At 42.8% G+C, this 26,680-nt stretch carries 40 protein-coding genes and 2 pseudogenes; 8 read left to right on the top strand and 34 right to left on the bottom strand.

The window, feature by feature from the left end; translation table 11 throughout:
- Positions 1-308: 308 nt before the first annotated feature.
- The gene (locus tag ASL14_RS27070; protein ID WP_189338299.1) at positions 309-1,781 is read right to left on the bottom strand and encodes a primase C-terminal domain-containing protein; all 1,473 of its coding nucleotides are present in this window, start codon (positions 1,779-1,781) and stop codon (positions 309-311) included.
- A 516-nt stretch (positions 1,782-2,297) separates the two neighbouring features.
- On the opposite strand from ASL14_RS27070, the gene ASL14_RS27065 reads away from it, so the two are divergent.
- Positions 2,298-3,452, top strand: a complete 1,155-nt coding sequence (locus ASL14_RS27065) for a ParM/StbA family protein (protein WP_134914862.1) — start codon at positions 2,298-2,300, stop codon at positions 3,450-3,452.
- Positions 3,453-3,464: 12 nt separating this feature from the next.
- Positions 3,465-3,917 (top strand): hypothetical protein, encoded by a 453-nt coding sequence (locus ASL14_RS27060; RefSeq protein WP_134914861.1) that lies wholly within the window; start codon positions 3,465-3,467, stop codon positions 3,915-3,917.
- A gap of 155 nt (positions 3,918-4,072) precedes the next feature.
- On the opposite strand, the gene ASL14_RS27055 is transcribed toward ASL14_RS27060, so the two are convergent.
- From ASL14_RS27055 to ASL14_RS26970, 20 genes and pseudogenes are all read right to left on the bottom strand, one after another.
- The gene (locus ASL14_RS27055; RefSeq protein WP_134914860.1) at positions 4,073-4,981 is read right to left on the bottom strand and encodes a hypothetical protein; all 909 of its coding nucleotides are present in this window, start codon (positions 4,979-4,981) and stop codon (positions 4,073-4,075) included.
- A 461-nt stretch (positions 4,982-5,442) separates the two neighbouring features.
- A complete protein-coding gene (locus tag ASL14_RS27050) occupies positions 5,443-5,808 on the bottom strand; it encodes a hypothetical protein (protein ID WP_134914859.1) in 366 nt (121 codons plus the stop codon).
- A gap of 111 nt (positions 5,809-5,919) precedes the next feature.
- The gene (locus ASL14_RS27045) at positions 5,920-6,177 is read right to left on the bottom strand and encodes a hypothetical protein (RefSeq protein ID WP_134914858.1); all 258 of its coding nucleotides are present in this window, start codon (positions 6,175-6,177) and stop codon (positions 5,920-5,922) included.
- A gap of 27 nt (positions 6,178-6,204) precedes the next feature.
- Complete coding sequence (locus ASL14_RS27040) at positions 6,205-6,405, bottom strand: hypothetical protein (RefSeq protein ID WP_134914857.1); 201 nt, start codon at positions 6,403-6,405, stop codon at positions 6,205-6,207.
- A 52-nt stretch (positions 6,406-6,457) separates the two neighbouring features.
- Entirely contained in the window at positions 6,458-6,949 is a 492-nt protein-coding gene (locus tag ASL14_RS27035; RefSeq protein WP_134914856.1) for a hypothetical protein, read from the bottom strand.
- 72 nt (positions 6,950-7,021) lie between these two features.
- On the bottom strand, positions 7,022-7,525 hold the full coding sequence (locus tag ASL14_RS27030) for a hypothetical protein (RefSeq protein ID WP_134914855.1): 504 nt from the start codon (positions 7,523-7,525) through the stop codon (positions 7,022-7,024).
- Positions 7,526-7,721: 196 nt separating this feature from the next.
- Complete coding sequence (locus tag ASL14_RS27025) at positions 7,722-7,892, bottom strand: aspartyl-phosphate phosphatase Spo0E family protein (RefSeq protein ID WP_082067295.1); 171 nt, start codon at positions 7,890-7,892, stop codon at positions 7,722-7,724.
- A gap of 25 nt (positions 7,893-7,917) precedes the next feature.
- Entirely contained in the window at positions 7,918-8,415 is a 498-nt protein-coding gene (locus ASL14_RS27020) for a hypothetical protein (protein ID WP_134914854.1), read from the bottom strand.
- 49 nt (positions 8,416-8,464) lie between these two features.
- Positions 8,465-8,686 carry a hypothetical protein gene (locus ASL14_RS27015; RefSeq protein ID WP_134914853.1) on the bottom strand — a complete coding sequence of 74 codons (222 nt, stop codon included), beginning with the start codon at positions 8,684-8,686 and terminating at the stop codon, positions 8,465-8,467.
- A gap of 502 nt (positions 8,687-9,188) precedes the next feature.
- Entirely contained in the window at positions 9,189-9,344 is a 156-nt protein-coding gene (locus tag ASL14_RS27155) for a hypothetical protein (RefSeq protein WP_189338298.1), read from the bottom strand.
- Between the two features lie 209 nt (positions 9,345-9,553).
- Entirely contained in the window at positions 9,554-10,045 is a 492-nt protein-coding gene (locus tag ASL14_RS27010; RefSeq protein ID WP_134914852.1) for a hypothetical protein, read from the bottom strand.
- Complete coding sequence (locus ASL14_RS27005; protein ID WP_134914851.1) at positions 10,009-10,266, bottom strand: LPD29 domain-containing protein; 258 nt, start codon at positions 10,264-10,266, stop codon at positions 10,009-10,011. Before ASL14_RS27005 ends, ASL14_RS27010 begins: the two co-directional genes overlap by 37 nt.
- A gap of 94 nt (positions 10,267-10,360) precedes the next feature.
- Positions 10,361-10,603 (bottom strand): hypothetical protein, encoded by a 243-nt coding sequence (locus ASL14_RS27570; RefSeq protein ID WP_134914850.1) that lies wholly within the window; start codon positions 10,601-10,603, stop codon positions 10,361-10,363.
- A complete protein-coding gene (locus tag ASL14_RS26995) occupies positions 10,603-10,971 on the bottom strand; it encodes a hypothetical protein (RefSeq protein ID WP_134914849.1) in 369 nt (122 codons plus the stop codon). Before ASL14_RS26995 ends, ASL14_RS27570 begins: the two co-directional genes overlap by 1 nt.
- Complete coding sequence (locus ASL14_RS26990; RefSeq protein WP_134914848.1) at positions 10,955-11,317, bottom strand: hypothetical protein; 363 nt, start codon at positions 11,315-11,317, stop codon at positions 10,955-10,957. Before ASL14_RS26990 ends, ASL14_RS26995 begins: the two co-directional genes overlap by 17 nt.
- 69 nt (positions 11,318-11,386) lie before the next feature.
- Complete coding sequence (locus tag ASL14_RS26985) at positions 11,387-11,659, bottom strand: hypothetical protein (RefSeq protein ID WP_134914847.1); 273 nt, start codon at positions 11,657-11,659, stop codon at positions 11,387-11,389.
- Complete coding sequence (locus tag ASL14_RS26980) at positions 11,646-12,533, bottom strand: ArdC family protein (RefSeq protein ID WP_134914846.1); 888 nt, start codon at positions 12,531-12,533, stop codon at positions 11,646-11,648. The genes ASL14_RS26985 and ASL14_RS26980 overlap by 14 nt, the downstream gene beginning before the upstream one ends.
- A gap of 272 nt (positions 12,534-12,805) precedes the next feature.
- Positions 12,806-12,979 (bottom strand): hypothetical protein, encoded by a 174-nt coding sequence (locus ASL14_RS27565; RefSeq protein WP_189338297.1) that lies wholly within the window; start codon positions 12,977-12,979, stop codon positions 12,806-12,808.
- A gap of 291 nt (positions 12,980-13,270) precedes the next feature.
- A pseudogene (locus tag ASL14_RS26975) lies at positions 13,271-13,547 on the bottom strand (hypothetical protein).
- An 848-nt stretch (positions 13,548-14,395) separates the two neighbouring features.
- Positions 14,396-14,764 carry a hypothetical protein gene (locus ASL14_RS26970; RefSeq protein ID WP_134914845.1) on the bottom strand — a complete coding sequence of 123 codons (369 nt, stop codon included), beginning with the start codon at positions 14,762-14,764 and terminating at the stop codon, positions 14,396-14,398.
- 524 nt (positions 14,765-15,288) lie between these two features.
- Here ASL14_RS26970 and ASL14_RS26965 point away from each other — a divergent pair.
- A complete protein-coding gene (locus tag ASL14_RS26965; protein ID WP_134914844.1) occupies positions 15,289-15,789 on the top strand; it encodes a DUF5626 family protein in 501 nt (166 codons plus the stop codon).
- 597 nt (positions 15,790-16,386) lie between these two features.
- Here ASL14_RS26965 and ASL14_RS26960 read toward each other — a convergent pair.
- Entirely contained in the window at positions 16,387-16,833 is a 447-nt protein-coding gene (locus ASL14_RS26960; protein ID WP_134914843.1) for a hypothetical protein, read from the bottom strand.
- Between the two features lie 226 nt (positions 16,834-17,059).
- Positions 17,060-17,308 (bottom strand): hypothetical protein, encoded by a 249-nt coding sequence (locus ASL14_RS26955; RefSeq protein WP_134914842.1) that lies wholly within the window; start codon positions 17,306-17,308, stop codon positions 17,060-17,062.
- Between the two features lie 338 nt (positions 17,309-17,646).
- On the opposite strand from ASL14_RS26955, the pseudogene ASL14_RS26950 reads away from it, so the two are divergent.
- Positions 17,647-17,951 (top strand): annotated as a pseudogene (locus ASL14_RS26950) (DUF2089 family protein).
- A 309-nt stretch (positions 17,952-18,260) separates the two neighbouring features.
- Here the strand turns inward: ASL14_RS26950 and ASL14_RS26945 are convergent.
- The 5 genes from ASL14_RS26945 to ASL14_RS26925 all read right to left on the bottom strand — a co-directional run bounded on the left by ASL14_RS26945 (position 18,261) and on the right by ASL14_RS26925 (position 20,419).
- Complete coding sequence (locus tag ASL14_RS26945) at positions 18,261-18,635, bottom strand: YhjD family protein (protein ID WP_134914841.1); 375 nt, start codon at positions 18,633-18,635, stop codon at positions 18,261-18,263.
- A gap of 74 nt (positions 18,636-18,709) precedes the next feature.
- The gene (locus ASL14_RS26940) at positions 18,710-18,916 is read right to left on the bottom strand and encodes a hypothetical protein (RefSeq protein WP_134914840.1); all 207 of its coding nucleotides are present in this window, start codon (positions 18,914-18,916) and stop codon (positions 18,710-18,712) included.
- 25 nt (positions 18,917-18,941) lie between these two features.
- Entirely contained in the window at positions 18,942-19,412 is a 471-nt protein-coding gene (locus tag ASL14_RS26935; RefSeq protein ID WP_134914839.1) for a helix-turn-helix domain-containing protein, read from the bottom strand.
- Between the two features lie 21 nt (positions 19,413-19,433).
- Positions 19,434-19,757, bottom strand: coding sequence for a hypothetical protein (locus tag ASL14_RS26930; protein WP_134914838.1), 324 nt, complete (start codon positions 19,755-19,757; stop codon positions 19,434-19,436).
- Between the two features lie 17 nt (positions 19,758-19,774).
- Complete coding sequence (locus ASL14_RS26925) at positions 19,775-20,419, bottom strand: recombinase family protein (protein ID WP_134914837.1); 645 nt, start codon at positions 20,417-20,419, stop codon at positions 19,775-19,777.
- A gap of 641 nt (positions 20,420-21,060) precedes the next feature.
- Here ASL14_RS26925 and ASL14_RS26920 point away from each other — a divergent pair.
- Positions 21,061-21,312, top strand: a complete 252-nt coding sequence (locus ASL14_RS26920) for a hypothetical protein (RefSeq protein ID WP_134914836.1) — start codon at positions 21,061-21,063, stop codon at positions 21,310-21,312.
- 322 nt (positions 21,313-21,634) lie between these two features.
- Complete coding sequence (locus ASL14_RS26915) at positions 21,635-21,880, top strand: AbrB/MazE/SpoVT family DNA-binding domain-containing protein (RefSeq protein ID WP_052646918.1); 246 nt, start codon at positions 21,635-21,637, stop codon at positions 21,878-21,880.
- Between the two features lie 4 nt (positions 21,881-21,884).
- On the opposite strand, the gene ASL14_RS26910 is transcribed toward ASL14_RS26915, so the two are convergent.
- Both ASL14_RS26910 and ASL14_RS26905 read right to left on the bottom strand, forming a co-directional pair.
- On the bottom strand, positions 21,885-22,064 hold the full coding sequence (locus tag ASL14_RS26910) for an aspartyl-phosphate phosphatase Spo0E family protein (protein ID WP_134914835.1): 180 nt from the start codon (positions 22,062-22,064) through the stop codon (positions 21,885-21,887).
- A gap of 235 nt (positions 22,065-22,299) precedes the next feature.
- Positions 22,300-23,697 (bottom strand): helix-turn-helix transcriptional regulator, encoded by a 1,398-nt coding sequence (locus ASL14_RS26905; protein ID WP_044648647.1) that lies wholly within the window; start codon positions 23,695-23,697, stop codon positions 22,300-22,302.
- A gap of 247 nt (positions 23,698-23,944) precedes the next feature.
- Here ASL14_RS26905 and ASL14_RS27560 point away from each other — a divergent pair, with 247 nt between their 5' ends.
- On the top strand, positions 23,945-24,283 hold the full coding sequence (locus ASL14_RS27560; RefSeq protein WP_189338301.1) for a hypothetical protein: 339 nt from the start codon (positions 23,945-23,947) through the stop codon (positions 24,281-24,283).
- A 41-nt stretch (positions 24,284-24,324) separates the two neighbouring features.
- Positions 24,325-24,771 (top strand): AbrB/MazE/SpoVT family DNA-binding domain-containing protein, encoded by a 447-nt coding sequence (locus tag ASL14_RS26895; protein WP_044648648.1) that lies wholly within the window; start codon positions 24,325-24,327, stop codon positions 24,769-24,771.
- Positions 24,772-25,101: 330 nt separating this feature from the next.
- On the opposite strand, the gene ASL14_RS29155 is transcribed toward ASL14_RS26895, so the two are convergent.
- From ASL14_RS29155 to ASL14_RS26880, 4 genes are all read right to left on the bottom strand, one after another.
- Positions 25,102-25,230, bottom strand: a complete 129-nt coding sequence (locus tag ASL14_RS29155; RefSeq protein WP_257721156.1) for a hypothetical protein — start codon at positions 25,228-25,230, stop codon at positions 25,102-25,104.
- Positions 25,231-25,311: 81 nt separating this feature from the next.
- Entirely contained in the window at positions 25,312-25,680 is a 369-nt protein-coding gene (locus ASL14_RS26890; protein ID WP_134914834.1) for a hypothetical protein, read from the bottom strand.
- Between the two features lie 15 nt (positions 25,681-25,695).
- On the bottom strand, positions 25,696-26,073 hold the full coding sequence (locus ASL14_RS26885) for a hypothetical protein (protein ID WP_134914833.1): 378 nt from the start codon (positions 26,071-26,073) through the stop codon (positions 25,696-25,698).
- Between the two features lie 17 nt (positions 26,074-26,090).
- Positions 26,091-26,663, bottom strand: a complete 573-nt coding sequence (locus ASL14_RS26880; protein ID WP_134914832.1) for a hypothetical protein — start codon at positions 26,661-26,663, stop codon at positions 26,091-26,093.
- Positions 26,664-26,680: the final 17 nt, after the last annotated feature.

Below are 26,680 nucleotides of genomic sequence, written 5' to 3'. Positions count from 1 at the left end.
CCAAGCAATTGGCGGGGGTGGGGGTGCAACTCAAAAAGAACATAGGGATACAGCCTTTTTCGGCTCAAGTTAGAGTGGTTTTTCGGTGTTTCATGCAATTAAGTATAGCAAACATGCCTCCAGAGAAGAACCAAATCGACATAAAATGAACAGATACTCCCAAATTCGACAGACCAAACTAGGTCAATTGTATGGAAGAATCAGGAGTAGACAGGGCTAAAATAACAGGGAAGAATAGGAATTTAAAGCGGAGCACAGGAAGCCAGAACTAAATCAAAAATAGGTCCAGCGCGGCAAAAAAAAGAGAGCTAGAAATAAGTGCAAACAAAAAAGGGAAAACCCCGAAAAAAGAAACGCCAACAGAGAGCAGGGAAAAGAAGCCCACATAAAAATACACTAAGGTAGAGGCGGAGGCAAAATAGAGCAACCCCCAGAAAGCCCAGGGTAAACCCCACCCGCCACCCCCCTAGAACCTTAAATGTATTGGAGACTGGTACATTAATTATGTAACTATTTGTAAATTCTTGTTTTGGAAAAGGGATGATCTTGGCCGTAGTTTTGGTGGTATCTTTCGGCCCTACCAATCGAAGGGTTGTGCGTGCTGCTCGTCCCTTTCCGGATACCTCTAATGTTATTTTTTCCGTTTGTACTAAATTACATACAACTTCCTGAAAAGTAGACAGGGACATGCCGAAAGAAGCTGCAAGCTGCCGCTGCGATCCGGTAACTTGTTGGCCGGGCTGCTCTCTTAGAAATTCGAGTATATCACTTGCCCATTCTACATAATGGCTACGTTCTCTATCTGCTCTCGGCTTGGCCGCTTCCCACTTCGCTGCATGCGCGAAAGGAACCCCCGTTAAATAGTAAATCCAATCGGCTTTTGGCCCGGCTGGAGCGCCCGGCTTGTACGCACTCCGCACCTTTTGTTGAATAGCTCGCTCCGGAAGCGGCGAATCCAGACGGTTATTCCACCCATGCAGCTCGTCCTCTGCATCTGCCTGGTCATATCCTTCAGCTTTGTATACCAGGGCAAGCGTATACGCTGCATTATCCCTTTTGCCGCGCTCTACGCCCCGTAGAAGCGCCTGGACTGCTTCCCGCTCCAAAAGCCCACGCCGCGCCCAAACGCCCGTTCTAGCGCTCTCTTGCTCCGGCTCATGGTTAAGCCAATACCAATCGTTCAATTCTTCAAAAGCTACCCGTCGTTCACTCCGGTAAATAACGTTTTTCTCGGTAGGTATGCGGAAATAGCGCTCTGCTCCAACTGCCTGTTGATCTGCACCGATGGCTGTAGCCATAGCAAGCTGTAGCTTGTTGTAGGTCGCAACGGCATTAGAGAACGCTTTACGGGGGGAATCCAGCACAAAATAGACATGGTAGCCCCCGCTTGGGGTTCTCACAACCATGGTAGGCAGCGGCAGACCAGCAGACCGGATCTGTTCGAGAAGATCCGGCAAGCAAAGACCGACATTCACACCACGTTTTGTGTCCACGTCTAATACAATCGCATTAAGCCAGCGCAAAGTCTCCTGGTTGCGCGAACCTCTCCGATAGAAGGTATTAGGGGTATAGTATGTATAATGGTCACTAAGGACAAATAGGGTTTGGTAAGTACGAACAGCTTTGGCAGATTGGCAATCGTTGCTTAGGTACACCCATCCCAAACTATGATCACGGTTTTCAGCCTTTTCATAGCGTTTTGGCCGATCCGTGAGCTGATTATGATATAAGTCCCAAAATGAGTTATATGGTAAATTAGGTAAATTCGCATATGTAGGCATTAAAAAAACTCCCATTTCCAGCACCACGCCTAAAAAAAGGCAGTAGGAAATTAAGAGTTTGGCTTTACTTTCTTTTCGCAAATAGGGTATAATATACCCAGAAGCAAAAAACGAGTAAAGCACAACTCTTGGGGTTTTATGATGAAGGCAGGTCGCCAAACTAGACTTCTTCATAAAATTTGGGTGGTGCTTTTTCTTTTTGTCTTTTTTTATCTAAAAAGTCGAATAAGTACGATTCAAAAAAGTTATCCACATGTTGATAAATCTCTTATATCAGATTTTGCCACTATTCTTTGGTTTTTGCAAGTCTTTAATTCTACCGCCTGCCTTGCAGGTGGTTTTTTCTATTTTATTCCACAAAAATCAATTCGCATAATTTCATTCCCTTGAGTAGCAAGGGTTTTTTATGTGATTATTTGTATACAATATTGTAAACAAATAAATTGACTTTGTATACAAATAAGTATACAATAAAATCATACCAAAAATCCCCTATCAAAAGGAGCGAATCATTGCATGAAAAATGCCGAAAGAGCATTGGCCGTTGATATTGGAAATGATGCTGTAAAAGCCTATCTCAACAGTCTAACAGCCGATCTTACTATACCCAACGTTGTCGTAGATTTAGAGGATCGTGACATTATAGATATGGAAAAAGACCCTTTAGACGCACTTCATGTAGAAATTACATCTACTGCATTGAAAAACAATAAACGCAAAGTTGCTGTAGGCAATTTAGCAGCAAAGTATTCTAATAATGATGAATTGACTCCAGAAGAGGATAAAAGCGACTCTGACCAACCCATTATTATGCTCCTGACGACTGCTGCTCTGGATGCTGTATGGAATGGAACTCCAAATGAAGAAGGAGTTTATCAAGTCCCTCACTATCTTTCCACTGGCCTTCCTCTGGACGAAGCAAAGCGAGGGAAAAGAAAAGCTTTTAGAGACAAAATTAAAAACGGCCAGCATCTAGTTACATTTTTAAAGACTCCTTTATATGAAGGAAAAACTGTTCGCTTGCAATTTGAACAAGTTATTGTCAATACAGAAGGCTTTGCAGCATTTGTTGATCTTACAACCAATGATGATGGCTCAACAAAAAATGAAGATTTGATTGGTAAAAGCATTATCATAAATGACATTGGCGGGTTATCCACAGATACAGCCGTCATTACAAAAAATTCAGAAGTGGACAACCAATATTCAGATGGAATTAAAAAGGGTGTTTCGACAACCCTGGATAATATCATCCGGAAAGTTGACAAAGAACATAAATACGAAATAAAAAGTCGGCGGGTTCTTGTCGAAATTATTACCAATGAACAACCGGAAGAACAGTATCATATTTGGAAAAACGGAAATCGAATATCTATTAAAGATATTATCGAACCGGAATTAGCTGAACTAGCTAAGGAAGAATATAAATTAATCAAAGAAGTTTGGCGTAAGGTTCCTGATACACGTTTAGCCTATCAAATAGGCGGCGGGGCAGTTGTGTTGAAAAATGCTTTAACTGAAATCAATTCAAAAGAAAATCAATATCCATTTAGATTCGTCAGTGCAAAGGAAAGTGTATGGATGATTGCTCGTGCATATTTCAAAATTCTTCTAATGTATTTGGATGAAAAAGGAATTAAGATATCAGAAGCAGCGGCTACCGCTGAGTAAGAGGGGATACCCATGTCCGAATCTGATTTTCAAGGTGGGAAGGTGGTGTCATTCCGTCTCCCTCATGATGTGCCGAAAACTGTATCAGATTACTTAGGGAATCTAAAAGAGATACATCAACGAAAATTTAGCAGCGAGATTGCAGAACGATTTGTACAAGCTATTGAAAAAGAAGCGTTATTCCAACGGCCGGAAAAACAGTTGGTCATTCCTTTTCCAGAAAATTTGACTGAGGAAGAAAAAAAATTCTTAAAAAGTGACAAAACGAAAGCGCTGATTGGACAATTAGTTGTACAGTTGGTGAGCAATCCTAGTGAAGTTCCTATTCCAAGGCTCACAGCACCGGCAGTAGTCAATAGCAAGCCAAAGGACAACATACCTGATCCTCGACAAGCATCCTTTGAAACAAATTCAACTATAAGAAATTTTACTCGTAAGACATTCCTTAGTGATTTAGACGATTAAAGTTGAAATGCCCCCGGTGATTAGCCGGGGGCATTATTTGCTAACTGACCACTTGTGCGTCCAGCCTACGAATGTTCGGGTTTTAAACCAATTGGATCTTCCTGAAGGAGCTGGCCAAGCACGAAAAATCATTCTTTTTCCGAACAATCCTCAATCTATTGAGTTTTACCTTCATCTTTTGGAGTAGCAGTTTTGCGACTGGTTGTGCTCTTGGCAGCTCCCGCCTTCTCCCGCAAACTATCCACAATGCTATAAAGCTTTCGGATTTCAGCCGTAGATTCTTCACTTGAAACCCTAGCATCTGCCGAAAGCTTCTCAATCTTGTTCTGATATTCCACTCTGAGTTGAACCAAATCGCGCTCACGTTGAACATCCAGACGGGCTTGCTGCTGCTGCAATTCTTGCTCGTGCCGTTCGGTTTGTTGTTCCAATTGCTCCTGCCGTTGCTGCTCCAGAACAGTTATATCATTCTCCAGGCGTGCGATCCGGTCCATATGCTTGTCCTGGCTAGTTTGTAGCTCGGCCACTTGCCCCGCCAACTCTTTACTTTCAGCAGCAGCGGCTTTAGATTCATTCAAAAGCCCGCTTAATGTATCAATTTTCCCTTTATATTCTTCAATCAAGCTATCTCCCTTTTTCTGATTATCTCGCAACTGTTCAATTAGCTGCTCATGCTCGGTGTTCGTTTTTACCAGAACTTTGCTTTCTTCCTTGAGACGTTTAATTTCTACCGTCTGCTCGGCAATTGTCTGCTCCTGAGCAAAAAACGCCGCACTTCTTTCAGCAAGTACTTTTTCATGCTCTTGGGTGATCTCCAGTCGCGCCGCCGACTCTGACTCTATGATGTTGACTATTATTTCATATTCGCGGTTCTTATGATACTCCCATTCAGAGAGAAGGGATGCATATCCTCCCCCGATCCCTTCTTTAAGCCGATGCATTTCATAGACTCGTACCATGTCTTCCATGAAATCGTTTTGAGTTGACAAACCGCTTGATGATGCCAATTCTTCCATCTTCTCTATCAACTGCGTTTCCAATTTATACGTTTTTGGTTCCTTCATAACTCCTCACCGTCCTATGGTTTACTTTGAATTATATATAAAACAAGAGGTGTACCAGGTGTACTAAGTAAACTTTTAATAAGTTTATTATATATCACTTCCATTTAAAAGTAAACCAATAAGTCCTTATTTTAAAAAGAGTGTACCGGGTTTACTAAGTACACTTTAGCACAAAAAAATAATATCAGTTTCAAATCACGCAAACGACCATCCACAACCCGAGTGAAAAATAAAAAAAGTACACCGGTATACCCTCTATACTCCTCAATTAATTCTATAAAACAAAAAAAATCAAAAAAAGGTACACCTATATGCTCTTATAAATAATAGGGTGTACCTAGTATACTAGGTACACCCTATTATTATTTTAAACGCCGTGCGCCCTAAGCTCCTGTCAACCCCGCTGTTCAATTGACGACCTTGCCGCCTTAGAGCCGCTAGCATGAGCCATGTCACATAGATTATTGTAAATCATAATCACCATATAGATTATTGTAATAAAGAAGAAACGCCTTAGAAAGAGATTCCATCCAGTTCCGTGTCATAACTGCAACAAAAGCTTCTTCATCTTCTTCGTCCTTAATACTACAGTAATGACTAATCTGGCTAGGAATATCACCATAATTAATGAGAGCAACAGGAGCAAAGGCCCGACTAGCAAATTCCCACAAATTGATTGCGGCCAACGGGTCAGAAGAATAGCTTCGATACTGTCCTAATTCTCCCTCAATATCAATAGTACCTATAATATCCAGAATAACCGTGGCAATTTCTTCATCAAGCTCCATTCCCGGCTTCATAGACATGATCTGATTCGCTATCGTCATTTCAACACCACCTATTTTGGGATGTGAAGCTCTAACGCTAAAATTTAAGACTCTTCAGACCGATCAGGCACCCTTTACAGCTAGTTCTTTTTTTCGTTGTTAGAAGTAGATCTATCGCTCTACATATACATCCAGCGCATCACGAAGCCGTTCTATGGCTCCCTGACAGTCCTCCTTGTCGGTGCATGTGGCTGACTTTTCCCATGCAGCCTGTAAGACAGCCAACAACTCCGTCAAGTCTCCAATTGCTTGTAGTTGCTTTAAAAACTGTAATACTGTCGTCATGTCTCCACGCTGCAAACTGATCTGTTTAAAATCCGGAAACACTTGCAACTGAGTTTCAATATTCTCGATCTGCTCTTTAAGCAAAATTCTCCCTCTCCTTAATTCAATCTTTTAATTTTTTTCAACGATATATTCTTCCCCGATATTATACACTTTTTTGGAATAGCCTTTACCACACTTAGGACAATTCCCCTCTATTCTAGGAGAACCAGCGTCTAAAGGATATTCATGCTCCAAAACGTTATCACATGCATCATTAAAGCATTTTACTTTTACCTTAATAATGCCATATTCTTTAAATCCATGATACATAACAAAATATCCCCTTACTATGAATGTAATAGAATAAAAGATTTGGATAAAATCATTTTTGTATGGAATCCGACCTTATAAGCATCAGAACTTCATTAGACTTATAGACCTGTTCACGGAATCTATTTAAATAGTTTTCTGTAATTTTGCCCGGATAGTACCCTGCACGCTCACGCAAAATATTTTCAATAACCCATACCTTTCGAGTCCAGTACTCATAGTTTGCACCGCCCTGCTGCTGAGCTTGTCCAAAGCCTGGAGATAAAGCAGCCCCTTTGTTGACAATCCGCAAGCTGTTGTACACCTGCTTGCGCTGGCTGCGAACCAGCGTAAGCAGCTCCGTTAGGTAATAGCTGTCCAGTTCCATCAATTCGGACGTGCTGCGCTCGGCTCCGGCCAGCGTAGCGCCTGCCGTAATAGATACCGGCTTCCGCTGCCCATCCTCCTGCACATCTTCCCTGAACAATTCCATGTCACAAAAAGCGCAATAGTACATATTGGATTTTCGCTCCACCGCCGAACCGCAATAACCGCATGTTTTCATATTGATAACCTCCTTGATCGGTAGAGAGCGCTCCCTTACTAATACCAGGGAACATCCAACCAAGGGTACTCTTTACCTCTTGGTCAGACGCGTCCGCTTATGTTTACGTATAAATGCCCGGATCAGGCGCATTTCTTTACGGGCAGTTTCCTTCTGTTCCTCTGCTTCCTGTGGACTGCCTGCGCCTTCACCGTTCTTTAAATCATAATTCGCGTGACCGACTTCATTAAATGTGCTCAATAAGCTAATAGCTTCTTGTATAGCATCTGAGAGCGTGAGCGCCCGCTTCTTATCGGTTTCCCAACTGCTCAAGTGTTCTTGAAGCAGGCTGGAGCGCTTGGCATCGGATGCCCATGTTTCCTGTTCCCAGGCATATGAGAAAATGGATTCCTCCGGCTCACCCAAGCGGCTTAACAGCTCTATACGTAGCAATTGGCTTCGCTGCATGGTCTTTTCAAATTCCTTTATTCCTCTTGCGTTCGGGCCTGGTATCCATGAGGATTCTTTAGCCACGATAAAGCTATATTCAGTCACTAACTCCTGATTGGAAAGGTCTTTTATTTTCTTCGTCCTCATATGCTCTAGCCCTCCTTGGTGACTGCCAAACTAGCGTAGCATCCAGAATCAGTACAGTACGCCGCTGGCTTTCTGCTATATTTGCGGTTCATGCTTGGCAATATAGCCCCATCGTTGCATGCCGCTCGCCCCTGCTGCTGTGGTATAATTACGGGGCGAGTCCTCCAAAAGCTCGCCCCGAAAGTCGGCTGTCCTGCTATACAGTCGGCTTTCTTTCTATTTTCTGCCGCTGAAATTCATTCAGCGTTTGGTCTAGCTGCACGCTCTTGCTAATAACGCTCGGATGCCGAAACCCATAGCGCCCGGCCAGCTCGTGCAGTTCCCGGCGCTCTCGCTCCATCTTCTGCAATAGCTCCGCATTATTCATGCGACAACCACCTTTCTAAAGGGATTCAAGGCCGCTCGGCGGTACCTACTTTGTCAGAACCAAGCCTGCTATACAGCTCGGCTTCGGCATCCTCATGCTGCTCGTAATAGCTGCTCTGCCGATCAAACTCTACATACTCGCCATGTGACCAACTCATAATGGCTTCCCGCCCCATGTAGTATCCGTAGTCCTCATGCTCCAGCACTTTGAAAGGGGAAAGCTCTATAATCTCCGGATTGGTTTCATCCCCTGTTTCAAAATGACCAAACTCGACCTTCTCAAAGAAGCTTTCTATCGTCGCTGCGGTGTTCACGTCTACCGGGCCGATATCCGGATTGTTGTAAGCTTTACTGTAGTTATCCACCCAATCCATTAATTTAGTGGAATTGAGTTCGTGTTCCGATTCCTGATAAGCCAGATCATTCACCTGTTTCAGCAGCTCGTCCAAAAAGTGAATGCTCCGTATGGTGTTATCCCAACGCTTCATGTCTTTAAACCAGCCGATCACCAGGGTTCTATTCATGTAATTCATCCATATTCCTCGCTTTCTTGGTTTGATATGGAAAACAGTGTTACGCTGGCCGTCTAGCATCGTAAATCTCTAAATCCGTATTGGGCATGTAGTCCTCCCGCTTGACGTACCAATCCCCCGGCTCGACCATGTAAAAATCCTCTGCGTTAAAAGCAGCGTTGGGATCTAACTCTCCCAGCTCTGCAAAAGACTTTGGCAAAATCTGCACCGTCCCTCTGCCACTTGTTACCAACGTGGTAGCTTCGTCATTGTACACCCGCATGAATAATTCCCACTTTCTATTATTTATGGTCAAAATTCGGTTAGCAGCACGTAGGTTGCGCTTCCTCTAACCCTTTTGTCTTCCGCATAGAACCAGATCCCGGAAGGGCGAAAATGCGTGTTCAATACAGAGGAACCGGCAGCATGCCGGTTCTCTCCTTCTTCCTTGATCTACTTTCAAAACGGTTTTAATCGGTAAGCACGATGATGGAGCGAAGCGGAATCATGGTGCTGCTTTTTTGCAGAAAACACGATGATTAGCGAAATGGAGTGATGGAGCGAATGCGGAAGCGGCGAAATGTAGCGTTCATGGTGTTTTCTGCCCTCCCTGATTCTTCTTTCAAATGATTTTGATCTACGCCCCGTGGAGGTCGTTAAACGCGGGACAGGAACATAGAGCGCCTTGGCCGGGGCGCTCTCCCCCGGTTTAGGCGCTCTTGTTATCGGCCCAAGTAGTCCTCCAGCGGCGCTTTAGCAGGTCTTGGGTGGCGACCTGTGCCGCCCTAGAGCTGGTAGCGTGAGCCAGTCCCCCCGGTTTCGATCTGAAGCTTTTCAACCTGGCTGCTCCCCTCCCCCTGAAGCTTTCCGATCAGGAAGCAGCCAAAATAAAAAAAAGAAGCCTCGATCACAAGCCTTTGGCAAAATAAACGCTTGCCCAAATACACAGCTCCAAAGGGCATTGTACGAACACATTTGACCCAAATCTGCCACACCTTCAAACTCGGTTTGGTTTCAACCAAACCCCTGCGGTTGCAACCGCAACTGCTTAAAAGGGGATATCCCGAACGCATCCTGGGCAGTCCCGGCAGAATTGTTCGGAAATCTGCGCGGGATCTGACCGGATTATCCGTTGGCCGTGGATCTTACATTACTCTTTTTCCGAACGATAAGGGGTATCACCATAAAAGACGGAAGCCAGTTGGCTAAACAAGTAATCAATCTTTTGGCCGTCCAGCTCCAACAGTTCTTTGATGAACGGCAGCTCGTCGCTCAAGGCATTCATCATTTCATATTTCATCGCCTGGTCAGGCGTAAGTGACTGGCTTCTCAAAGCACGCTGCGGAAAGGGGATAATCTGGCCCATCGTTTCCCTAATCGGCGGGCAGGCGGGCCGACTGGCCGGATGCTCGGGTAAGGGGTTGCTGTCGGTCCGGTCAGCGGCAACGCTGGCCGGGCCAACTAGCTCCCCGGTTTGTAAAAGTACGCGCTCGGCTGCCAGCCATTCATACATAAGAAAATCGTCACCGGGCGCATGTCCTGGCTGTTCTTCCAAGTAGTGAAGAAGGAGCGCCCGGCGCTCGGGCGATAACGAACGGGACACGCTCACACGCTCGGCCCCGGCATAACGCACCCCTCCCATACATACCCTACTTCCTCCGGACGGCGCTGATTACTCTTCATCCATCCCACCGCTTCCTTTACATCCGGCTCTAACGGGCCATCTGTCCATTTGACATTCACACTGCTGCTTTGAGACGTTTCAGACGTACGCACAGTAAAACGAACACCGGGAAATTGCTCTTTCAGTACCTTACGTATTTTTTTGGCCGTTTCTGCGGCCGTTTCATAGATCGCTTGCATGACGAATTAGCTCCTTTGGAATGTTCTTTTAATGTGGGGGGTTCAGGGGGGAAAGTCCCCCCTGATCGCTGGCCCAGGACTGCCGCTACTACCGCTAGTAGTAGTAATCCAGCGCGAACGGCTCCATGCTCACCAGCCGCCCCCGGCTGTCCAGGGTAATACAACGGCGCGTCAGCCGATTACGGTAGCGATACACCCCGTTTTCATGCCCTTCATACATCACAGCAGCCAAAATCTGCTCTATTTCGTCGGGGTATGTCTTCATCAAATACCGGGTAAGGAGTACGCCGGGTTCCGGCGCACCCCCCTTTCGGAACAAACGGAATATAGCGGCCATTACAGTTGTACATGCCGCCGCACTACAATAGAGCGTGTGTCTAGTTCAAAATCGCAAATGCGGTCATGATCGCTCTCGGTTAAATACTCCAGCATTTCATGGATGCGATTCGTGACAAAATGGTAGATTGACTCCCCGATTCGCCAAATGCAGTAATACACCGGGACATGCGGATTGACACGCGACAGCATCGTTTCCACATTGCATACACCCTTTTCGCGGAGCTGCTGCGCGGTAACTTCATATTCATTGGATTTCTGGAAGTGTACACAAATGGGCTGACCGTCGATTATAAACCGGGCCTGATAATAGATACCATGAGCTACCTTAAAAGCGGCAATAACCTTCTGTTTATGGGCTTTCATCATGTTTTATATCCTCCTGATTTGCGGGAATTAAAAAACTATTAGGCTGGTACGTATCGCCCTGATTTTGAATATCCGTGAAGCGGCTGCGCCAGGCTTCAGGCAAAAGCAGCCAGCGGAAAATGAGCTGAAGACCAAGCGACCCCGAACCGTAGTAAAACCATGAAAAGCCTGTGAATTGAAATTGCTCATGCCGGGTACGGATGGTCAAGCGGTACCAGCGCCGGACGCTGTACGTTCCTCGGACTGTTACAATGTCCGCTGGTCGCAATCGGCCCCGCTCCAGCAAGCGCCGCACTGTTCGTATAGCCTGCTCGGTGGTTGGCCGTTTGTAGTATCTATAGATCATGGGTTCTCCCTGCTTTCTTGGTGTATGCTGCGGCCTGTAGGCCGCAGCCGCGTTTGTGCCGGTTGGTGGTTATAATCCCGCTTTCGCTTCACATAGAGCGTCATAAATGATGTTCAATTCTTCGTCAGCATCTTCCCAACCATCGGCAATCTGCCACGTTATCCCGCGTGCATCGAGCGTGATAACTACATTCGTTTTATAGTTGCTGTTATCCCGAAACATGCCATTATACGTGTACACGGGCGGTTTTTTAGAGACTTGCACGATTTCGCTTTCCTCAAAATCAAAAGCGTTATATTCTTGAAACGTCTTGCAAAACGTGATGAAATCAGCGTATTCCATGTGCTATAGCCTCCCTATGCTCTGGAGCTGCTGCCCCGGATTCCTCGTCAAATGTTACGCCCAAAATGTGGTCAGCCGCTTTTTGAGCTAGTCCCGCCGCCTGAATAATCCACATCGGTTCTTGCTTTAATTTGCGATTCCAGCTATCTATATAAGCCGCGCTGTTCTCGATCGTACTATTGTCAATGCCACTGGTAGCGCACAACATGGCCGCGCCCATTTCGGCAATTAGTTCTTCCTTCGTATAGTTGTGATCGCCAAATTCCCCGAATTGCTCAATGCCGGGACGGTTCAGCCGCTTACGGTGTCCCGTGCTGTGAACCATTTCATGAAACCGAACGCTATAATATTCCTCGGCTTTGGGGTAATCCTGTAACGGCGGTACGCTGATACGATCCGTTTTCGGTCTGTAGAAAGCTCGCCCTGAAACTAAACTCGTAGGCGGTCCACCTGCATATCCGTTTATGATCGCTTCGGCGGCGGCAATCGGGTCATGCTGAAATGTCAATTCCTGCCGTTTGCTTTGCAGCCCTTCGCATTGCGTTTGAATATTGAACACCGCATGTTTACGTAAATACGGTATTTTTTTAGGTTCGTCTTCTGCGCTGTCTTCGTCCTCCAGCTCCAGCCACTTCCAAAATACAATGGGCTGCGCCTTCGCCCCCTTTTTGACTCTGCCACCAGCCTCTTTAATTTGCTTGAACGTGGCATATTCGCCAGAGTCCAGCAGCATCGTATTAATGCCGCGATAGGGCTTTTGTGTTTTCCAGTTGACCGCGCCGCCGACAACCCACGGTTGCCGCCACGGGGCAACACCTGCCGCCAGCATATCCAAAATTCGTTTGGTTACAAGCTCGTATACATCATTTTTCATGTTGTTTGCTCCCCTCGTTTGGTCATGAACGACGGCTGGTGACAGCCGCCACCGGACAGTGAACCGGGTTCACCGCCGTTTCAGTCGTTCCGTGTCACGAACAATCAGAACCGTGACCAAACTTAGAAAATACTGAGCAGTTGCAACAGAATAAGCGGAAATAAATAATCTTGCATGGGGCTTGTCCTCCCTTTTTTTCATAAAAATCGTGTTATGATAGGAGGGTAGGAACGGAAAGCATCCGTCCTACCAACCTTTTCACCAAGGTTTGTTTAGCTATCTAGGTTTTGTTTTTTGGGCTTCAATCGTTCGCAGCGATTGGAGCTTTTCGCATTTTGCCGGGCCGTTAGCCACTCTAACAGGGCTTTGCTTAGTCCAAGCAGTTGTATAACCACCTGTAAGGACGCGCCTATCAGCGCCAGCCTGAGCAATGTTTCATTCTGCATCGGTTTCACCCCCTTTCAGAAGTTCCCCCTTATTCGGGCTTGTTCCGATCCACAAATGCTTTTAATTCTTTAAAAGCGGCTAATTCTTCCCGGCAATCGGTAAGAAGCTGTGCAATTTTTCGTCCTCGTCGCCCTCTTCCCGCCGCATTTCCAAATCGCTTATAGTGGATTCACACTGCTGAATCCGCGTTATGACCACCCACTCCAGAAATGACCAATAATCATCATTGTCTGCATCGTGTACATATCTGAAAACCGCTGTAAAATTTCTTCTTTCATGCCTGCTCCCCCTTAATATTCATCTGGCAGTAGCAACGTGGTAACGCTTCGATCAGCTTCCGTAATAATCCAGAACCTAACCCTCCGACTTTTCTATAGGCGGATACCAGCCGTCCACCCTCTTTTAAAGCCTGCTCGTTGCTCTCCTTGTCCTCTTCCGATATCTCGCCCCAGTTCCCCGAAATATGCCAGCATAGAGCTAACAAATTTCATCTTCCGAAACCGCTTGTAAGCATCCCGGCGTTCCCACAACTCGCCCTAAAGGGAATTTTCTAAGCATGTTTGGCATGTTCTTTCTTCCTTTCTGTCTTGAATTTTGGGTTGTCAAAGAGCATTTTTCGGACGTTGCCTGCCGCATGGCTGGCATCCCAAAGGGGATTTTTTTCCCTTTTGACGCATGCTTGGGATCAGTCTCATAGCCAGGCGGTCAAGGGATCAGCGCGCAAAACTTTTTCTTCCGCTTCTCTTTTATAATTAGGAAGAAAAAGTTTTGCCGCCCCTTGACCGCCTGGCTGCCCGTCTTGGCCCCCGGTGTGTGGAGGGGCGCAGCCGGAGGCTCGGCACGCCGGGGGCCTAGTCGGGCTGAGAGCTGATACCATGCGGAAGGCAAAAGGGAAAAAAATGCTTTCCATCAGAAAGAACCGGCGGATGCCGGTTCTCTCCATCTCCCTGATCTACTTTCAAATGCTTTTGATCTACGCCCGTGGAGGTCGTTAAACGCGGGACAGGAACATAGAGCGCCTTGGCCGGGGTGCTCTCCCCCGGTTTAGGCGCTCTTGTTATCGGCCCAAGTAGTCCTCCAGCGGCGCTTTAACAGGTCTTGGGTGGCGACCTCTGCCGCCCTAGAGCTGGTAGCGTGAGCCAGTCTCCCCGGTTTCGATCTGAAGCTTTTTAGCCTGCCGCTCCCCCTGAAGCTCACCGATCTGGAAGCCAGCTTCCTTTCTACAAGATCAAGTTGGTTTAAACCAGCCCAGGTAGTAACCAGCGCATGAAAAAGGGCGCTTCCGGATTGATCCAGAAACACCCTTGATTGAATAATTGTTTTTCTATTAAACTGCTACTTACGTGAAATCGGCGTCCACGATGGGCTACTATATGCATATCGCTTGGCATCCCATTTCATAGTTACTTCCTGAATCAAATCATGTGAAGTATTGCCACTTCCTTGAGAAAATAGATGCTGCTCAATCCAACGAATGCTGTCCTCTGGAACAACGGGCTTCTCCCAATGCTTTTCATAAAAGATTCTATCAAAAAAGCAATCCGTACTTTGGTAGCAATGTGTTCGATAAAATTTTGAACACCTGGCGGTGCATAAGACGTAACGACGACAGTAATCAACTTTCCGTCACGCATATCTTCATCTTGGCCGACGCGTAGCTCTACTTCACATTGATATACTTTGACTTCACCTTTATCATCCGGAACCGAATGCCCCCCAAATAAGGCCAAGTAAACCGATAGATGCCAGAATGAAAATGCAATTCTTCTTTCTTCATGAAACACGCTCCTAATCTATTTTTATTGAATGTTGCACATTCATTTTCTCTTATAGTATATCTTCCTTGTTTTAATTCGAGAAATAACCACTATCCTTTGGATTTTCCAAGCTACCAGCATATTGGCTACAAAGTTTAATGTCCGAATTTTTAGTAAAATACAAATTGCTTTAAAACACGAACAATATGATTGGATTGTCCAACTCTGGCAACCCAAAAAAAGACGCTTCCGGTTTCCCAGAAACATCTTTCTTCGTTCTTTATCCAATAAAAACAGGCACACAATTTAATACATTTTGTCATTTTCTCCTATTAATATACTAAAAACCAAAAATGTTTGATCTATATGAAATTATATGCTAGTATGTAAGCAAATAACTAGACAACTAAGATGTACATATGAAAAGGCGTTGTTACATGAACACTGTTTTGCTTTATCCTCCATTAGCTTACAACTGTGTGGCGCCACACATTTCTTTGTAAGAAATTGTAATTATTTTTTGAAAAATAATACGAATTGGAGTGATTGTTGTGAAAAGATTGGGTTCTATGTTGTTTGCTTTGTTCATATTTGCAGCTTTATCCGTTCCCGCTTTCGCAAGCCCAAGTTCCGAAAGTAAAATCGATGCCGTTACTAGCGATGCTGCTACTTTTGATTTAAACGAAAGAGTGGCTCAAGAAGTGACAGTAAAATCGGAGAATGGAGACACCATCGTCTTGGGCGTTAAACCCGTTGATACTATTAAGCCTTCTGGTGAATATCCTAATGCCACTGGCAAATGGAAGGTATATTGGTACTCCGGAGTATTGAACGGGGAATACTATATCGATATCAACAGCAGCCACAAAATCACAAGAGCTTATGATCCTTGGCACTCATTTGTTGGGTATGACGTTACCGATTCCGGTCTTGAATATACAAGCACAACAGCTAGAGGATGGTGGGATCTTTCCTTTAATGGCTGGTCGAACACAAGATGGGTACTTTCTGCCCAAATGAATGGTTCCACTCTTAAAACTTGGGTTAACTAACCTATTGATAGCCCAGCTCTAAATATGGTATTGAGACACTTATCGGTGTCTCAATACCATATTTTATTTTTTAGTTACATATACTTGAAACTTCACCCACCACTTTCTCACATTTGCTCCCCCTTGAAAGACGGTTGTTTTCATGGTGTTCGGTGAAAATAAAGTATTAGACTAGAGTCGTTGATTTAACGCGGTTTTTGAATTGAAAAATCGTCAGCTTTTGAAAAGTAAGTTTAGACTGATCAATTAAAAGAAGCAGCGGCGGACCAAGACTTGATAAATAAAGTCTTAGACTGCCGCTGTTGTCGTTCAACTAACGTATCCCGTTAGTTGAATTGACCTGCAAGGGTTCTTTATTTATCTTTTAATTTGATTCGCTGCATGTACTCATCGTATGCTTCTTCAACTTTTTCCTTGCACACCTTTTTCCATGTATCTAAGAGTGATGCTCTATGCTTTTGCTCTGTTAAATTGCTAATTTTTTTAGTGTACCAAAGTCATCCCTACAATTATCCCAAATATCATCCGGATTTATTTTCCATACAATGGTTGGAGTGGCTTTTATATTGCTCCCAGCGTCATATCTTGCTCTGGCTGTTAGTTGAAAATGGAATTTTTTCCTCCATCTAAAATATTGAAATAATCGTGACAATCGCCATAAGTGGATGTGATACCAGGAGTGTAGGTATCAAAGACCATACCATCTGGAGCATCGTAAACCACATTTGTATAGGATGTATGTCTCGGCGAACCATGGTTTGTGCCCTCATGATTGGCTTCGACTAGTCCCATTTGTTCAACTTTACGAACTGCATGGTAATCATTTAGTCTGATGTTAATAAATTCGTCTTGTAGATCTTCTAATTTCCTATTATAATTCTCCATTGCTTCCAGAGGAGGGACATTATTTTTTATCTCATCACCCAGTTCAATAGCCAATTTCCTTATCTTTGAGACATAATCTTCGTAATCTGTTAATGGTTTTAATGTTGATTCTTCAGGGAGAAATGATGGAATTCTTCTATCGGATATAAGAACGGACATTTTTATGCTCCTTTTTTTTTTTTTTCCTTGCACCATTAAGTTTTCCTGATTTATATTTTCTATACCCGTTATTACTTCCTAAATATCTCCATATTAACATGCTCCTTTCAGATGAGTACGCTTATAACTGAACTATACTGCCCGCTTAATGAAGCAACCGATCATTGTGGTCGGCTGCTTCCGTGTTTTTATTGAACTATCGTATCCCGTTAGCTCAATAATCCTTCTAACCTAAATATACAATTTCACCATTTTCCTTTTTTGCTCGAATTGTGATTTTACCGAGGCATTGCTTGGGATTATTATAACCATTCTCAACTTCTCCAAATAGCGTAGATAATAGAGTCTCAACTTCACCTAATGTTGTATCTTTAGAAAGTTTATGTACACGCATTAGTTCGACACCTTTATAAGCATCTTCACTACCTTGAACTTCAACTTCTCCAAATGCTCTAACCTCAATTTCTATTTTCATACTTATCATCTCCTTAAAAACTATTGCTAAATTTACGAATTAACTTCCAAAATATTTCAACTAAACTGCCCGTTAGCTTAATGAAGCATCATCAGTCTAATACTTTATTTCCTCAGTCTAATACTTTATTTTTTGAGTCTAACACTTTATTTTTCAGTCTAGAACTTTATTTTCTTCTGACACATGGCCATGTGATGGCCTATTTTTATGCGCTCATTTCACCTATTCTTGACTTGTAGAACCAAAAAAATAAAAATAAACAACAAATGAATATTGACTTTAACATAATTAAATAATACTATAATATTGTGAAAGACAATTGAAACGGGAGGATTTTTATGACAATTAGAATTATTCCTGATTGGATGGTCAATCTTGATGATGAAGATATAGTATTTATTAAAAACTTCGTTTTGGAATCAGGATCACTCAAACAAATTGCATCCATTTATAACGTAACATATCCTACAGTAAGACTTCGATTAGATCGTTTAATTCAAAAATAAACATAACTGAAAATGATGATAAGGACACATTTATTTCTTTGATTAAGCGTTTGGCAATAGATGAACGAATTGATTTTACAACAGCCAAATTACTTGTTACCGAATACAATAAATCAATAACAAAAGGAGATAATTAGTATGATGAAAGTTACGATTTTTTTGACGATTTCCTGGATTCTGTTTGCCGCATTGATTATTTTGGGCGTTATATTTCTAATCAGATTCTTTAAAAGATACAATGTACAATTGAAAAAAAAGAAAACATTACAGCAAGAAGAACTAGATAAAATGAAGATCGAGGACTTAAAATAATTTGAATGTTCAAACGGACCTCTAAGCTTCAATTGATTTCCTGGTCGAGACTCTCTGAACAAAGGGGATCCGGACGGACGCTTTGAGTCCGGACAAATCCCCTCCTCCTTGAATAAGCTCCAGACATATGGCCACTAGGGCCTTTGTATTTCGCTGATATCCACCCCTAAATATTCTGCCAGCCGCACTTCTGTATCCGCTTTGACCTTACTCCAGAGTAGTCTTAGGTCGTGTGTATACCCCCGGCAAAGATATTTGGCCGTAATACGATCCTCCAGTTGATGTTGCTCCAAGACTTTGATTCCACGCCTTCTCATCTCCTGGCGCACTCGGTACTGTTCCTTGGAAACCCGATCCTGCATCGTTTTCAAGTGCAGCTCAAACAGAGGGCCAAGCTTAAAATTTGACTCCTTTATCTTCTTGATATTCAATTCCAAAATCGTCAATAAAAAGGGAAGCTCCACATACTCAATGACAAGTTGCAATTCCTCCACATTATCTGTCTGCATTTCTCACCTTATTACAATCCATTTTTTCAGTTAGGTATCCCTTCACTTTTTACTAAAACCGCTTCATGTGATTACTATTTTGTCCCTTCAAGAGATTGTTCGTATACATTGTATGCACCCATAATGTCGTATACCTCTTGAATCGTCAATTTTTTCGTCTTTACGCCTTCTGCTAACCATCCGATGATATATGCCCCTGCAACCATCATCTTTTCTGAGTCCGATGCATCAGATCCAAGTATGTTATTTAACTCGTTCAAAACATGCTCTTTCAAATCCATACACTTCACCCACCTATTCATTTAATTAGATTGGACTGGCTGACACATGTGTATTGTTGATCTTGTTCTGGAGATAAATAATATCTCCCGGCAGCTCAAGAATCTCCAGCTTTTTACGACAGTTAGGACAAACAGCCGCCACATGTTCCGACGCTTTTATTTTATAAGTTTCGAGGTAAGGTGTCCCGTTACTGTGGTTAAAAGGAGCCATAGCACCACATAATTCACAAATTCCCGAAGCTCTTTCCAGGGCTTGGTTAGCAGCATATGACATATCAATTTGTTCCTGATTGACTGTCATCCCAACCAAAAAATAGTCTACCTCTACAGAGAAAAAGCGTGCAAAAATATGAATCGTTCTAAGGTCTGGAGTCCGCTGCCCACGTTCATACATGCCGATCGCGGATGAGGATAATCCTACTTTATCAGCAAGTTGCTGAATGGTCAGTTTCAATTTCTTCCTATATTTTTTTATTTTTGTACCATCTATTTTCATAGTTTACCATCCCCCTTCCTACTAAATCAGCCCTTCTTGTTCTAGCAGCTCTTTATATCCGTATTCTATAAGCTTTTTTTGACTGAGCTGAATACATGCTTCGTTCATTTTATCGATCCTCATTATGCTATCAGGAATCATTGTTGTTCTTTTCATTTCTGTTAGCTGCTCACGCTTTAAATACATATATTGAAGTTGCTTGATCTCAAGCTCAAAATATAGCTCGGAAATCCTATCTTTATTGGCTTCAAATTTATCAAAAAGAGCTTCACGCTTATTTTTTGTGGCTATAATCTCTCCCCATTTAAATTCCATTTTTTGTTTGATATTCATTACCGTTTTCAATTCTAACCCCCCTGTCCTTAATTGGTAGACAACTCTTCATACTTACTAAATTCACCACCAAACGACTGCTCATATTCTTTTACTCTGCGGTAAAACGTTCGGTTTTTCATATCTAATTCTCGCATAGCTTCCACCGCTTTGATGGCTCCAGATTTCCAATGGTTATATACACGAATAAATTCAGGCGTTATATTTTGCTTAGGACGGCCAAATTTTACCCCGGCTGCTTTCGCTACCTCAATACCTTCAGTCTGTCGTTGACGATTCTTTTTCCGCTCCTGCTCGGCTACATAAGCTAAGATACTCAAAAATTGAGTTTCCAAAACCTTTCCAATATCCCCCATTGCCCGAAATTTACGGCTATCAAATAAGGTTTCGTTGTCCAAGCATACAATGTCTGCTCCGATCTCCTGTGTGATGTATTGCCATTCTCTTATTATACCGTCATAGTCACGCCCCAAGCGGTCAAGAGCATCAAGGTAAATAAGATCACCTGCACGAATCATTAGCCGCATAGCCTGGTAATATGGCCGATCAAAATTTTTCCCACTCTGCTTATCTACAAATATATTTCTTTCCTCAACTCCCAGCGCTCGAAACTTAATGAGCTGCCTTTCCGGATTTTGATCTTTAGCCGAAACTCGACCGTAAGCAATTTTCAAAGTGAATCACTCTCCCATGCCCAATACTGCGCCATAACGTGGTTCCTTACTTTGGCGTGTGACTAAATTTTATTTTACTATGTTTTGGCACGTTAAAACAATAGAATTTCCTGTGTGTCAAAAAGCATGCTTTTAGGAACGCCACATTTCATCAATAATTGAAACAAATTCATTACACAACAAAAAGCAGCTCCTGCAGGCAATGCAGGAGCTGCTTTTTGTTACCTTGGCGCATCCCTGGTCACAGTTCATTTTTACGAAGCGAAAATTGATTCTATGGTCATGACTTTTTTTGGCTGCCAAACTGTGCGCTTTAAATATAAGAGGAGAAATGTAAGTTTAGTTTGAAATTCAAAACCCTGTTCACATGACAAATACTTTTATTCCAACGTGGAGAGCATGTGTCACAAAATAACGAGCACATCGCTATTTTATCTCTGCAAAGATTAGAACAGAGGTCAGACCGCAGCCAAGTTATAAAACATGTGCTCTCCATCTATGATCTTGTATCCTCACAAATATTGTAGAGGTAGAACGAAGGAAGGTGGTAACAGAAAAAAGGGGTCAAACTGAAAGTCATACGTTTCTCAATGTTGGACAGGCATTATAAATTCATTTACATTTGAAAGGGGTTTTTACAAATGCAACAATTTATTATTGAACAAATTCATCACTTCTTCACTTGGGCAGCACGAATCGACTGGAACGGGGTAATAAATACCCTCTTCGATTGGCTCAAAAAAGCCAAAATAATTCTTGATCTCATTCCCTTTGTAATGCCACATGTTGTAGACCCATCACCTAAAGGCTACCGTTCCCATTCAGGTACTCCAAAGCGGGGGAGAAAACGTAGCAGCTCCTATCGTCAAGGCAAAGGGATGCGCAAAAGATAATTGTGGCCGTTCAGAGAGCAGCTCCTGCAGATGCAGGAGCTGCTTTTTTGTCTGCACCAAACATTCAGTTGGTTGCGTCTCTGGTCACGGACCAGCGCCGGGAAAATCCAGTAATCTTCTGGATCCTCCCGGCGCTGGTCCGGCTCACATGAATAACCGATCTTGGCACGGTTATTATCCTGGCTACTACTACGAATACGAAATCTATATCTCAACCAAAAAAATACCATTTCATTACATTCAAATGTATTTTTATTTCAAATAAGGCATTTTATAGATATTGTGCTATAATCATATTCGTTATGTGACAGGAGGATTAATTTTGCATAAAAAAAGATGGATTAGAAAATTAGATACTTTGGGAAGAGTCGTTATACCGATGGATATAAGGAGGGAATTAGGCATTGTAAAGCAGGACGCTTTCTCATTAGCCTCAACAGAACAAGGCATCATCCTACATCAAATAGATAAAGAAAAATGTAGGTTATGTGGCTCTAATGATAGTCTGAAACCATATAGAGATTCCTTAGTTTGTATTCCATGTATGCATGAATTGAAATCATTGTGATTGGCTACAGCAATTGGGGTAGCTTCCTGGTTTGAAATATACGGTTATGCTGATTAATGAGTTCATCTAAAAACATAGATTGCTCAAGAACGCTGGCATGTGCAAAACCATACTGTTCAGATAAGTCATAAAGCCGCTGCCGAGCATCTTCCATCTGCTGATTCAATGTCTCATTTGTATTCATTCACATTCACTCCTAATGAATTTCATTTTAGGATAAAATGTGAAAATATGAATCGCCATTTTTCTAGTTAAAAAAATCTCCAAAATGAAACAAAAAAAGACCAGCAAAAAAGCTGGTCTGTGGTAAAGAAATTAAATTAAACCTGGATCATAATCCACCAATGTGTCCTTGAGTTTGAATTGTGCCAGGGCTTAAGTAACTAGCTTGAATTGGTAATGCGAATACCAGTAAAAAGCTAGTTACCACCAAGAAGAAAGCCATCTTTTTTATCATTTCTTTCCCACACCTCCTTAGAGATTTTTTCGTACTTAGCCATTGTTTCAGGAACAGCTTGCGCTCTGAAACAGTCAAATAAGCCAGTACAGTTGGAAATAAGTAATCCATGGTTTATTGTAACAGCTTTTTCAAAAGCGTTTATTAAACATTTGAAACCATATGGATATCTACCTTTATTTAGGCTGTACTTCGCCAATTTGTACCAAAATCGTGCGTATTCCTCCGGTAAAACTTGCTGTGTAAAGATGTCGTCAGATAAAGGTTCCTGATAAGCTTCGATTTGGGATTCAAAACGCTTTAAGATATCGTCTACATCTATATCGTACCGGTTGGCTGCTTCCATAACATTTAAGAGTTCAGCAAAAATGTGTTGTTCGCCCGCTATATACTCTACATAATCGTGCAGAACACTAATATCTCCAGACATGAGCTTGTTTACGTACGTATTAATTTTCGCAAAATGCTGAAATTGATCTAACCAATAGAGTGAATCAGGATCGTTTTCCTTCACCCAACTTAGATCGGCATAACCGCGAAGATGTGCTAAAGCCTGCTCATGGTCTCCTTGCGCATCGCAAGCGTTAGCGCACATTAGTTCCGCATAAGCTATGTAAGTGAAAAGCGGCCTGCTTGGTTTTTTTTGCGGCTCTGTTCCTTTACGTTTTGCATTATGCACCATGTCATATTGAACTTGTCCCAATTGGCCCATTTGATCCGAAAATTTATACACCTTATTCCAATGGCTCAATGATCTATACACATTCACTAAATCTTTCAGGGCATCTAATTGGTCTATTTCATTCAAACGATAGACATACGATTCAAATTTAGAAGCTGCTTCGAGATTAACAGCTTGATCTTTCCCAATTGTTAGCTTAAACAAGCGATAGTGGCATATAGCAAGTCGTTCCGAATGCTGCTGTTTTACACCTTCGGCCACATTTTCATAAAGATAAGCGGCTGCTTTCTGATAACCTTTTTGGTGAGAACCTTCGGCTAATTCAAAAAGGTTATCAAGATAGATAGGGTTATCTAATAGCATACTTACTACTCGCTGTAAACAATCCAGCCGATGAAGCTCTACACATCGATGTAAGAACGGGCCAATTCTTCGCCAGTTAATCGGTTCATCTAAAACGCTCTCTTCAACGTATCGTTCATAAAAATAATCCGGTGGTAAATTCATTCCCGCAGTAATGCTATCCAGTTGGTGTATGGATAAAGAACGGTTGCCCGTTACAATACCACTCATAGTACCGGGATTTAATCCTGTAATGTGTCCAAATTCAGTCTTGCTCAAGCCTTTTTGTTTCAAATACTTTTCCACTTCTGCCCGTATCGTAGGTGTGATTTTCATGGATAAACCACCCTTCCAGCGTGAATTATAATGTGATGCTCATTTTAATAAAAAAAATAGTTGGAAAACTTATAATATGATAAAAGGTTTTCCACCTACAATAGTACCATCTTCTGGAACAATAATAAATACTGCTATTTAATTGCTTTTTATCTTGGTAATAGGAGTTTTTCAAATGAACAATATCGCAATGACAAGAAAGATAGACTCGCTCGGAAGATTCGGAATCCCGAAGGAAGTACTATATATGAGTGATATTGCACTAGGCGAATCGGTGGAAATTTTTTTAGATGCAGAAACGGGTACACTATCTCTAGGTAAATACATCGGCCAAGCCTGTAAATTCTGCCAATCAACCGAAGGATTAAGCACCTTTAAAAATTCTCTCATATGCAGTGAGTGTAAAAGTCAAATGATAGCTTTAGCTACTCAAAAAGATAAACCGAAACATCAACCAAAGGAAGTAATGGCCCAACTGCTTTTGGATTTGCTGGAAAAGTACCCTGACGCTACACAACAGCAATATGCCGATATGTTACGCATACCAATAGCCCGTTTAAGGCAGCTCCAGCAAACCATTTCATAGCCAGGCTTCAATTCTTCTACACGATAAAGGAGAGGTTAACATTGAAAAATACAGGTATGATACGCTCCCTGGATACGTTATATCGGATTGTTATTCCCAAAGAAATACGCATAACCATGAACTTGGAGGTCGGTGATCCTATCGAATTTCTATGGAATGATGAAGGGAATTTCATTGCTCTGCAAAGGTATGTCGGTACTTCTTGTAAGCTGTGCGACGCGATTGAACACCTAACCTACTTCAAGGGGAAGCTTTTATGTGCGAACTGCATAACGGAATTGAAGGGGAATATAGGCGTTACTACAATACCAGTCCCTAAGATTAAGGAGCCAAGGCAAAAAAGAAAGCGACTGTATCACTCGACTGAAGACTTGATCGAAAAACTAAGGAAATTGGTACAGGAACATCCCAATGCCAAGCAAAGTGAATATGGCAAATGGCTTGGTGTGTCACAAGGTCGTATATCCCAACTTATAAAGTTGTTGTAAATATCGTTCGGGTTTTGTACCATGCCAGCACATTGGCCACAATATCAATGTTCGGATTTTGGAACGAAACCTGGATGGCCATGAATTGAAAGGAGATCCAGATTCAATTGTTTTCCGAACATTCTTGCATAACAAAAAAATGCCTGGCTTGAGAAGCAGGCATTTCATCTACAACGATTTGTGGTATAATGGTTATAAGATACTGGATAGAATAAGAGTAGCCGTGATGCGGAAACATCACGGCTACTCCGACAAAGGCCGGTGGGCAACCACGGCGAGATTTCAGTTCAATACGAAATGAAAAACCACCGGATTCCTAGGCTCCCATACCTATTCCCGGTGGTTTTTCTTGTCTTTGCGTGATTGTTTCCATGCCTGAACCAAAGTCTTCAGACCAGTAGTAATACTGACCACCTTCAGCACAGCGTCAAGAATCTTCACGATCAAATCAAGAGACACGGCATCACCCCCTTTCGGGTAGCTTCGCCGTGTCATTCCCCACCGGTTACCTTGTCCCTCTCATTATAGCATATTTTGGATTCATGATATATCCTGCGGTAAGCTGGAGTACATGCGTTCCAAAAGTTCAGAAGCTTCATATGAAGTAGATGGCTGCGCCCCTCTTATATCGAATCCTGCACGCAACATAGCTTCTGTGAAAACTGCGGGGTCAAAATGGGATGCATCCAAAATATAGACTTGTTGAATTTCTTGTAAAACCCATTGTTTCGGGTAGTTAATCCATCCGTTTCGGGCTGACGCGACAATATAATCCCAATCGTCCGTAATTACTATTTCCGGATGGGTGAGCTTGTGGAGCTGTATATAATCCCATATAGCCTTGGCATCGTACAGTTCTTCCTTACTATGGTATTGGCCGTGCTCATTATACCGAATACCGTAAAACATATGACCACCAACTTTCTATTTCTTCAATTGCTCTAAAAATGGCCGATAGATCAATTCCTTGTCCACATTGTTCAAGCCCCGATGCTCTGGCCCGGTGAAGAAGTATTCTCGCACGCCTACATCCTCGTATACAATGCAACGTAGTTCGGCCGGAATATCCTTTTTGCTTCTCCCGGTGATCATCTCGATCAGCTCAATAATGCGATTTTGAAACTGCACGTGCGTATCGGCCTGTAATGTCTCGCCGTAGTTCTGCCCAGGTGGATCAAGCAAATGGATGATACTCTGCTTGGCATCATAAGCATATTGGTACACGGATGATTTAGGCGAAAAATGGCTGTAGCTTTCGTCCAGCAACACACGCCCCGCGAAAAAATGGTTTGTAACTTGCAAAGGCTTTTCCCCTTTCGTTAACGAAAATAACCTTTCATGAATGTGGCATCGTCGGTCTTGAAATAAATAGAATCTGTTTCTATCATATCGTCAAAAGCTCGCACTTCAAAAATTCTTGCCACGGCCATACGCATTTCATAAATTTGATCCAAAAACTTCGCGTCCTCTTCGTTATCTTCCCGGTCAGTCCCTTCTATTTTCTTGCATTCCATCTTTAAAAAAAATGAAAACAGCGTCAGCCCTTTATAGCTACTTTCAATCCCATGTTTCTCCATGATCGACCAGGCTAATTCCATATCGTTTCGGTTCTCCCGGCAATATGCCTGTAAAACCGGTATATATTGCTTGTGAAGCTCCTGCAAGTAAACTTGGTACTTTTCTTCCTGCTCCAGCCATCGGCTTTCTGTAGAGCGTTTAAAGGGTTCTATGAAGTCGGATCTGCCTAACTTATAGCATGTCAGATACTCTACTCCTTCAAAGCTAGGCCCCGGCGGATTCCGGAATATAAATGTGTCGTCTTGCCAAGCGATCCCCACGGTCTTCCCTTCTTCATCCTGGCTTACACGCACAATAATTTTTTCATTTAGCAAACCGTTCGCCTTCCTCT

It is taken from the genome of Paenibacillus sp. IHB B 3084 (genome assembly GCF_001447315.1).
Lineage (GTDB): Bacteria > Bacillota > Bacilli > Paenibacillales > Paenibacillaceae > Paenibacillus.
Note: the sequence above shows the minus strand (reverse complement) of the source record. Positions and strands in the feature narration are given on the sequence as shown.

Bases quoted from the DNA above. Each gene is read 5' to 3' on its own strand.
- ASL14_RS27070 (WP_189338299.1), bottom strand. From the start codon at position 1,781: ATGCCTACATATGCGAATTTACCTAATTTACCATATAACTCATTTTGG.
- ASL14_RS27065 (WP_134914862.1), top strand. From the start codon at position 2,298: ATGAAAAATGCCGAAAGAGCATTGGCCGTTGATATTGGAAATGATGCT.
- ASL14_RS27060 (WP_134914861.1), top strand. From the start codon at position 3,465: ATGTCCGAATCTGATTTTCAAGGTGGGAAGGTGGTGTCATTCCGTCTC.
- ASL14_RS27055 (WP_134914860.1), bottom strand. From the start codon at position 4,981: ATGAAGGAACCAAAAACGTATAAATTGGAAACGCAGTTGATAGAGAAG.
- ASL14_RS27050 (WP_134914859.1), bottom strand. From the start codon at position 5,808: ATGACGATAGCGAATCAGATCATGTCTATGAAGCCGGGAATGGAGCTT.
- ASL14_RS27040 (WP_134914857.1), bottom strand. From the start codon at position 6,405: ATGTATCATGGATTTAAAGAATATGGCATTATTAAGGTAAAAGTAAAA.
- ASL14_RS27035 (WP_134914856.1), bottom strand. From the start codon at position 6,949: ATGAAAACATGCGGTTATTGCGGTTCGGCGGTGGAGCGAAAATCCAAT.
- ASL14_RS27030 (WP_134914855.1), bottom strand. From the start codon at position 7,525: ATGAGGACGAAGAAAATAAAAGACCTTTCCAATCAGGAGTTAGTGACT.
- ASL14_RS27025 (WP_082067295.1), bottom strand. From the start codon at position 7,892: ATGAATAATGCGGAGCTATTGCAGAAGATGGAGCGAGAGCGCCGGGAA.
- ASL14_RS27020 (WP_134914854.1), bottom strand. From the start codon at position 8,415: ATGAATAGAACCCTGGTGATCGGCTGGTTTAAAGACATGAAGCGTTGG.
- ASL14_RS27015 (WP_134914853.1), bottom strand. From the start codon at position 8,686: ATGCGGGTGTACAATGACGAAGCTACCACGTTGGTAACAAGTGGCAGA.
- ASL14_RS27010 (WP_134914852.1), bottom strand. From the start codon at position 10,045: ATGGGAGGGGTGCGTTATGCCGGGGCCGAGCGTGTGAGCGTGTCCCGT.
- ASL14_RS27005 (WP_134914851.1), bottom strand. From the start codon at position 10,266: ATGCAAGCGATCTATGAAACGGCCGCAGAAACGGCCAAAAAAATACGT.
- ASL14_RS27570 (WP_134914850.1), bottom strand. From the start codon at position 10,603: ATGGCCGCTATATTCCGTTTGTTCCGAAAGGGGGGTGCGCCGGAACCC.
- ASL14_RS26995 (WP_134914849.1), bottom strand. From the start codon at position 10,971: ATGATGAAAGCCCATAAACAGAAGGTTATTGCCGCTTTTAAGGTAGCT.
- ASL14_RS26990 (WP_134914848.1), bottom strand. From the start codon at position 11,317: ATGATCTATAGATACTACAAACGGCCAACCACCGAGCAGGCTATACGA.
- ASL14_RS26985 (WP_134914847.1), bottom strand. From the start codon at position 11,659: ATGGAATACGCTGATTTCATCACGTTTTGCAAGACGTTTCAAGAATAT.
- ASL14_RS26980 (WP_134914846.1), bottom strand. From the start codon at position 12,533: ATGAAAAATGATGTATACGAGCTTGTAACCAAACGAATTTTGGATATG.
- ASL14_RS27565 (WP_189338297.1), bottom strand. From the start codon at position 12,979: ATGCAGAATGAAACATTGCTCAGGCTGGCGCTGATAGGCGCGTCCTTA.
- ASL14_RS26960 (WP_134914843.1), bottom strand. From the start codon at position 16,833: ATGTCCGTTCTTATATCCGATAGAAGAATTCCATCATTTCTCCCTGAA.
- ASL14_RS26955 (WP_134914842.1), bottom strand. From the start codon at position 17,308: ATGAAAATAGAAATTGAGGTTAGAGCATTTGGAGAAGTTGAAGTTCAA.
- ASL14_RS26945 (WP_134914841.1), bottom strand. From the start codon at position 18,635: ATGCAGACAGATAATGTGGAGGAATTGCAACTTGTCATTGAGTATGTG.
- ASL14_RS26940 (WP_134914840.1), bottom strand. From the start codon at position 18,916: ATGGATTTGAAAGAGCATGTTTTGAACGAGTTAAATAACATACTTGGA.
- ASL14_RS26935 (WP_134914839.1), bottom strand. From the start codon at position 19,412: ATGAAAATAGATGGTACAAAAATAAAAAAATATAGGAAGAAATTGAAA.
- ASL14_RS26920 (WP_134914836.1), top strand. From the start codon at position 21,061: ATGCAACAATTTATTATTGAACAAATTCATCACTTCTTCACTTGGGCA.
- ASL14_RS26910 (WP_134914835.1), bottom strand. From the start codon at position 22,064: ATGAATACAAATGAGACATTGAATCAGCAGATGGAAGATGCTCGGCAG.
- ASL14_RS26905 (WP_044648647.1), bottom strand. From the start codon at position 23,697: ATGAAAATCACACCTACGATACGGGCAGAAGTGGAAAAGTATTTGAAA.
- ASL14_RS27560 (WP_189338301.1), top strand. From the start codon at position 23,945: ATGAGTGATATTGCACTAGGCGAATCGGTGGAAATTTTTTTAGATGCA.
- ASL14_RS26890 (WP_134914834.1), bottom strand. From the start codon at position 25,680: ATGTTTTACGGTATTCGGTATAATGAGCACGGCCAATACCATAGTAAG.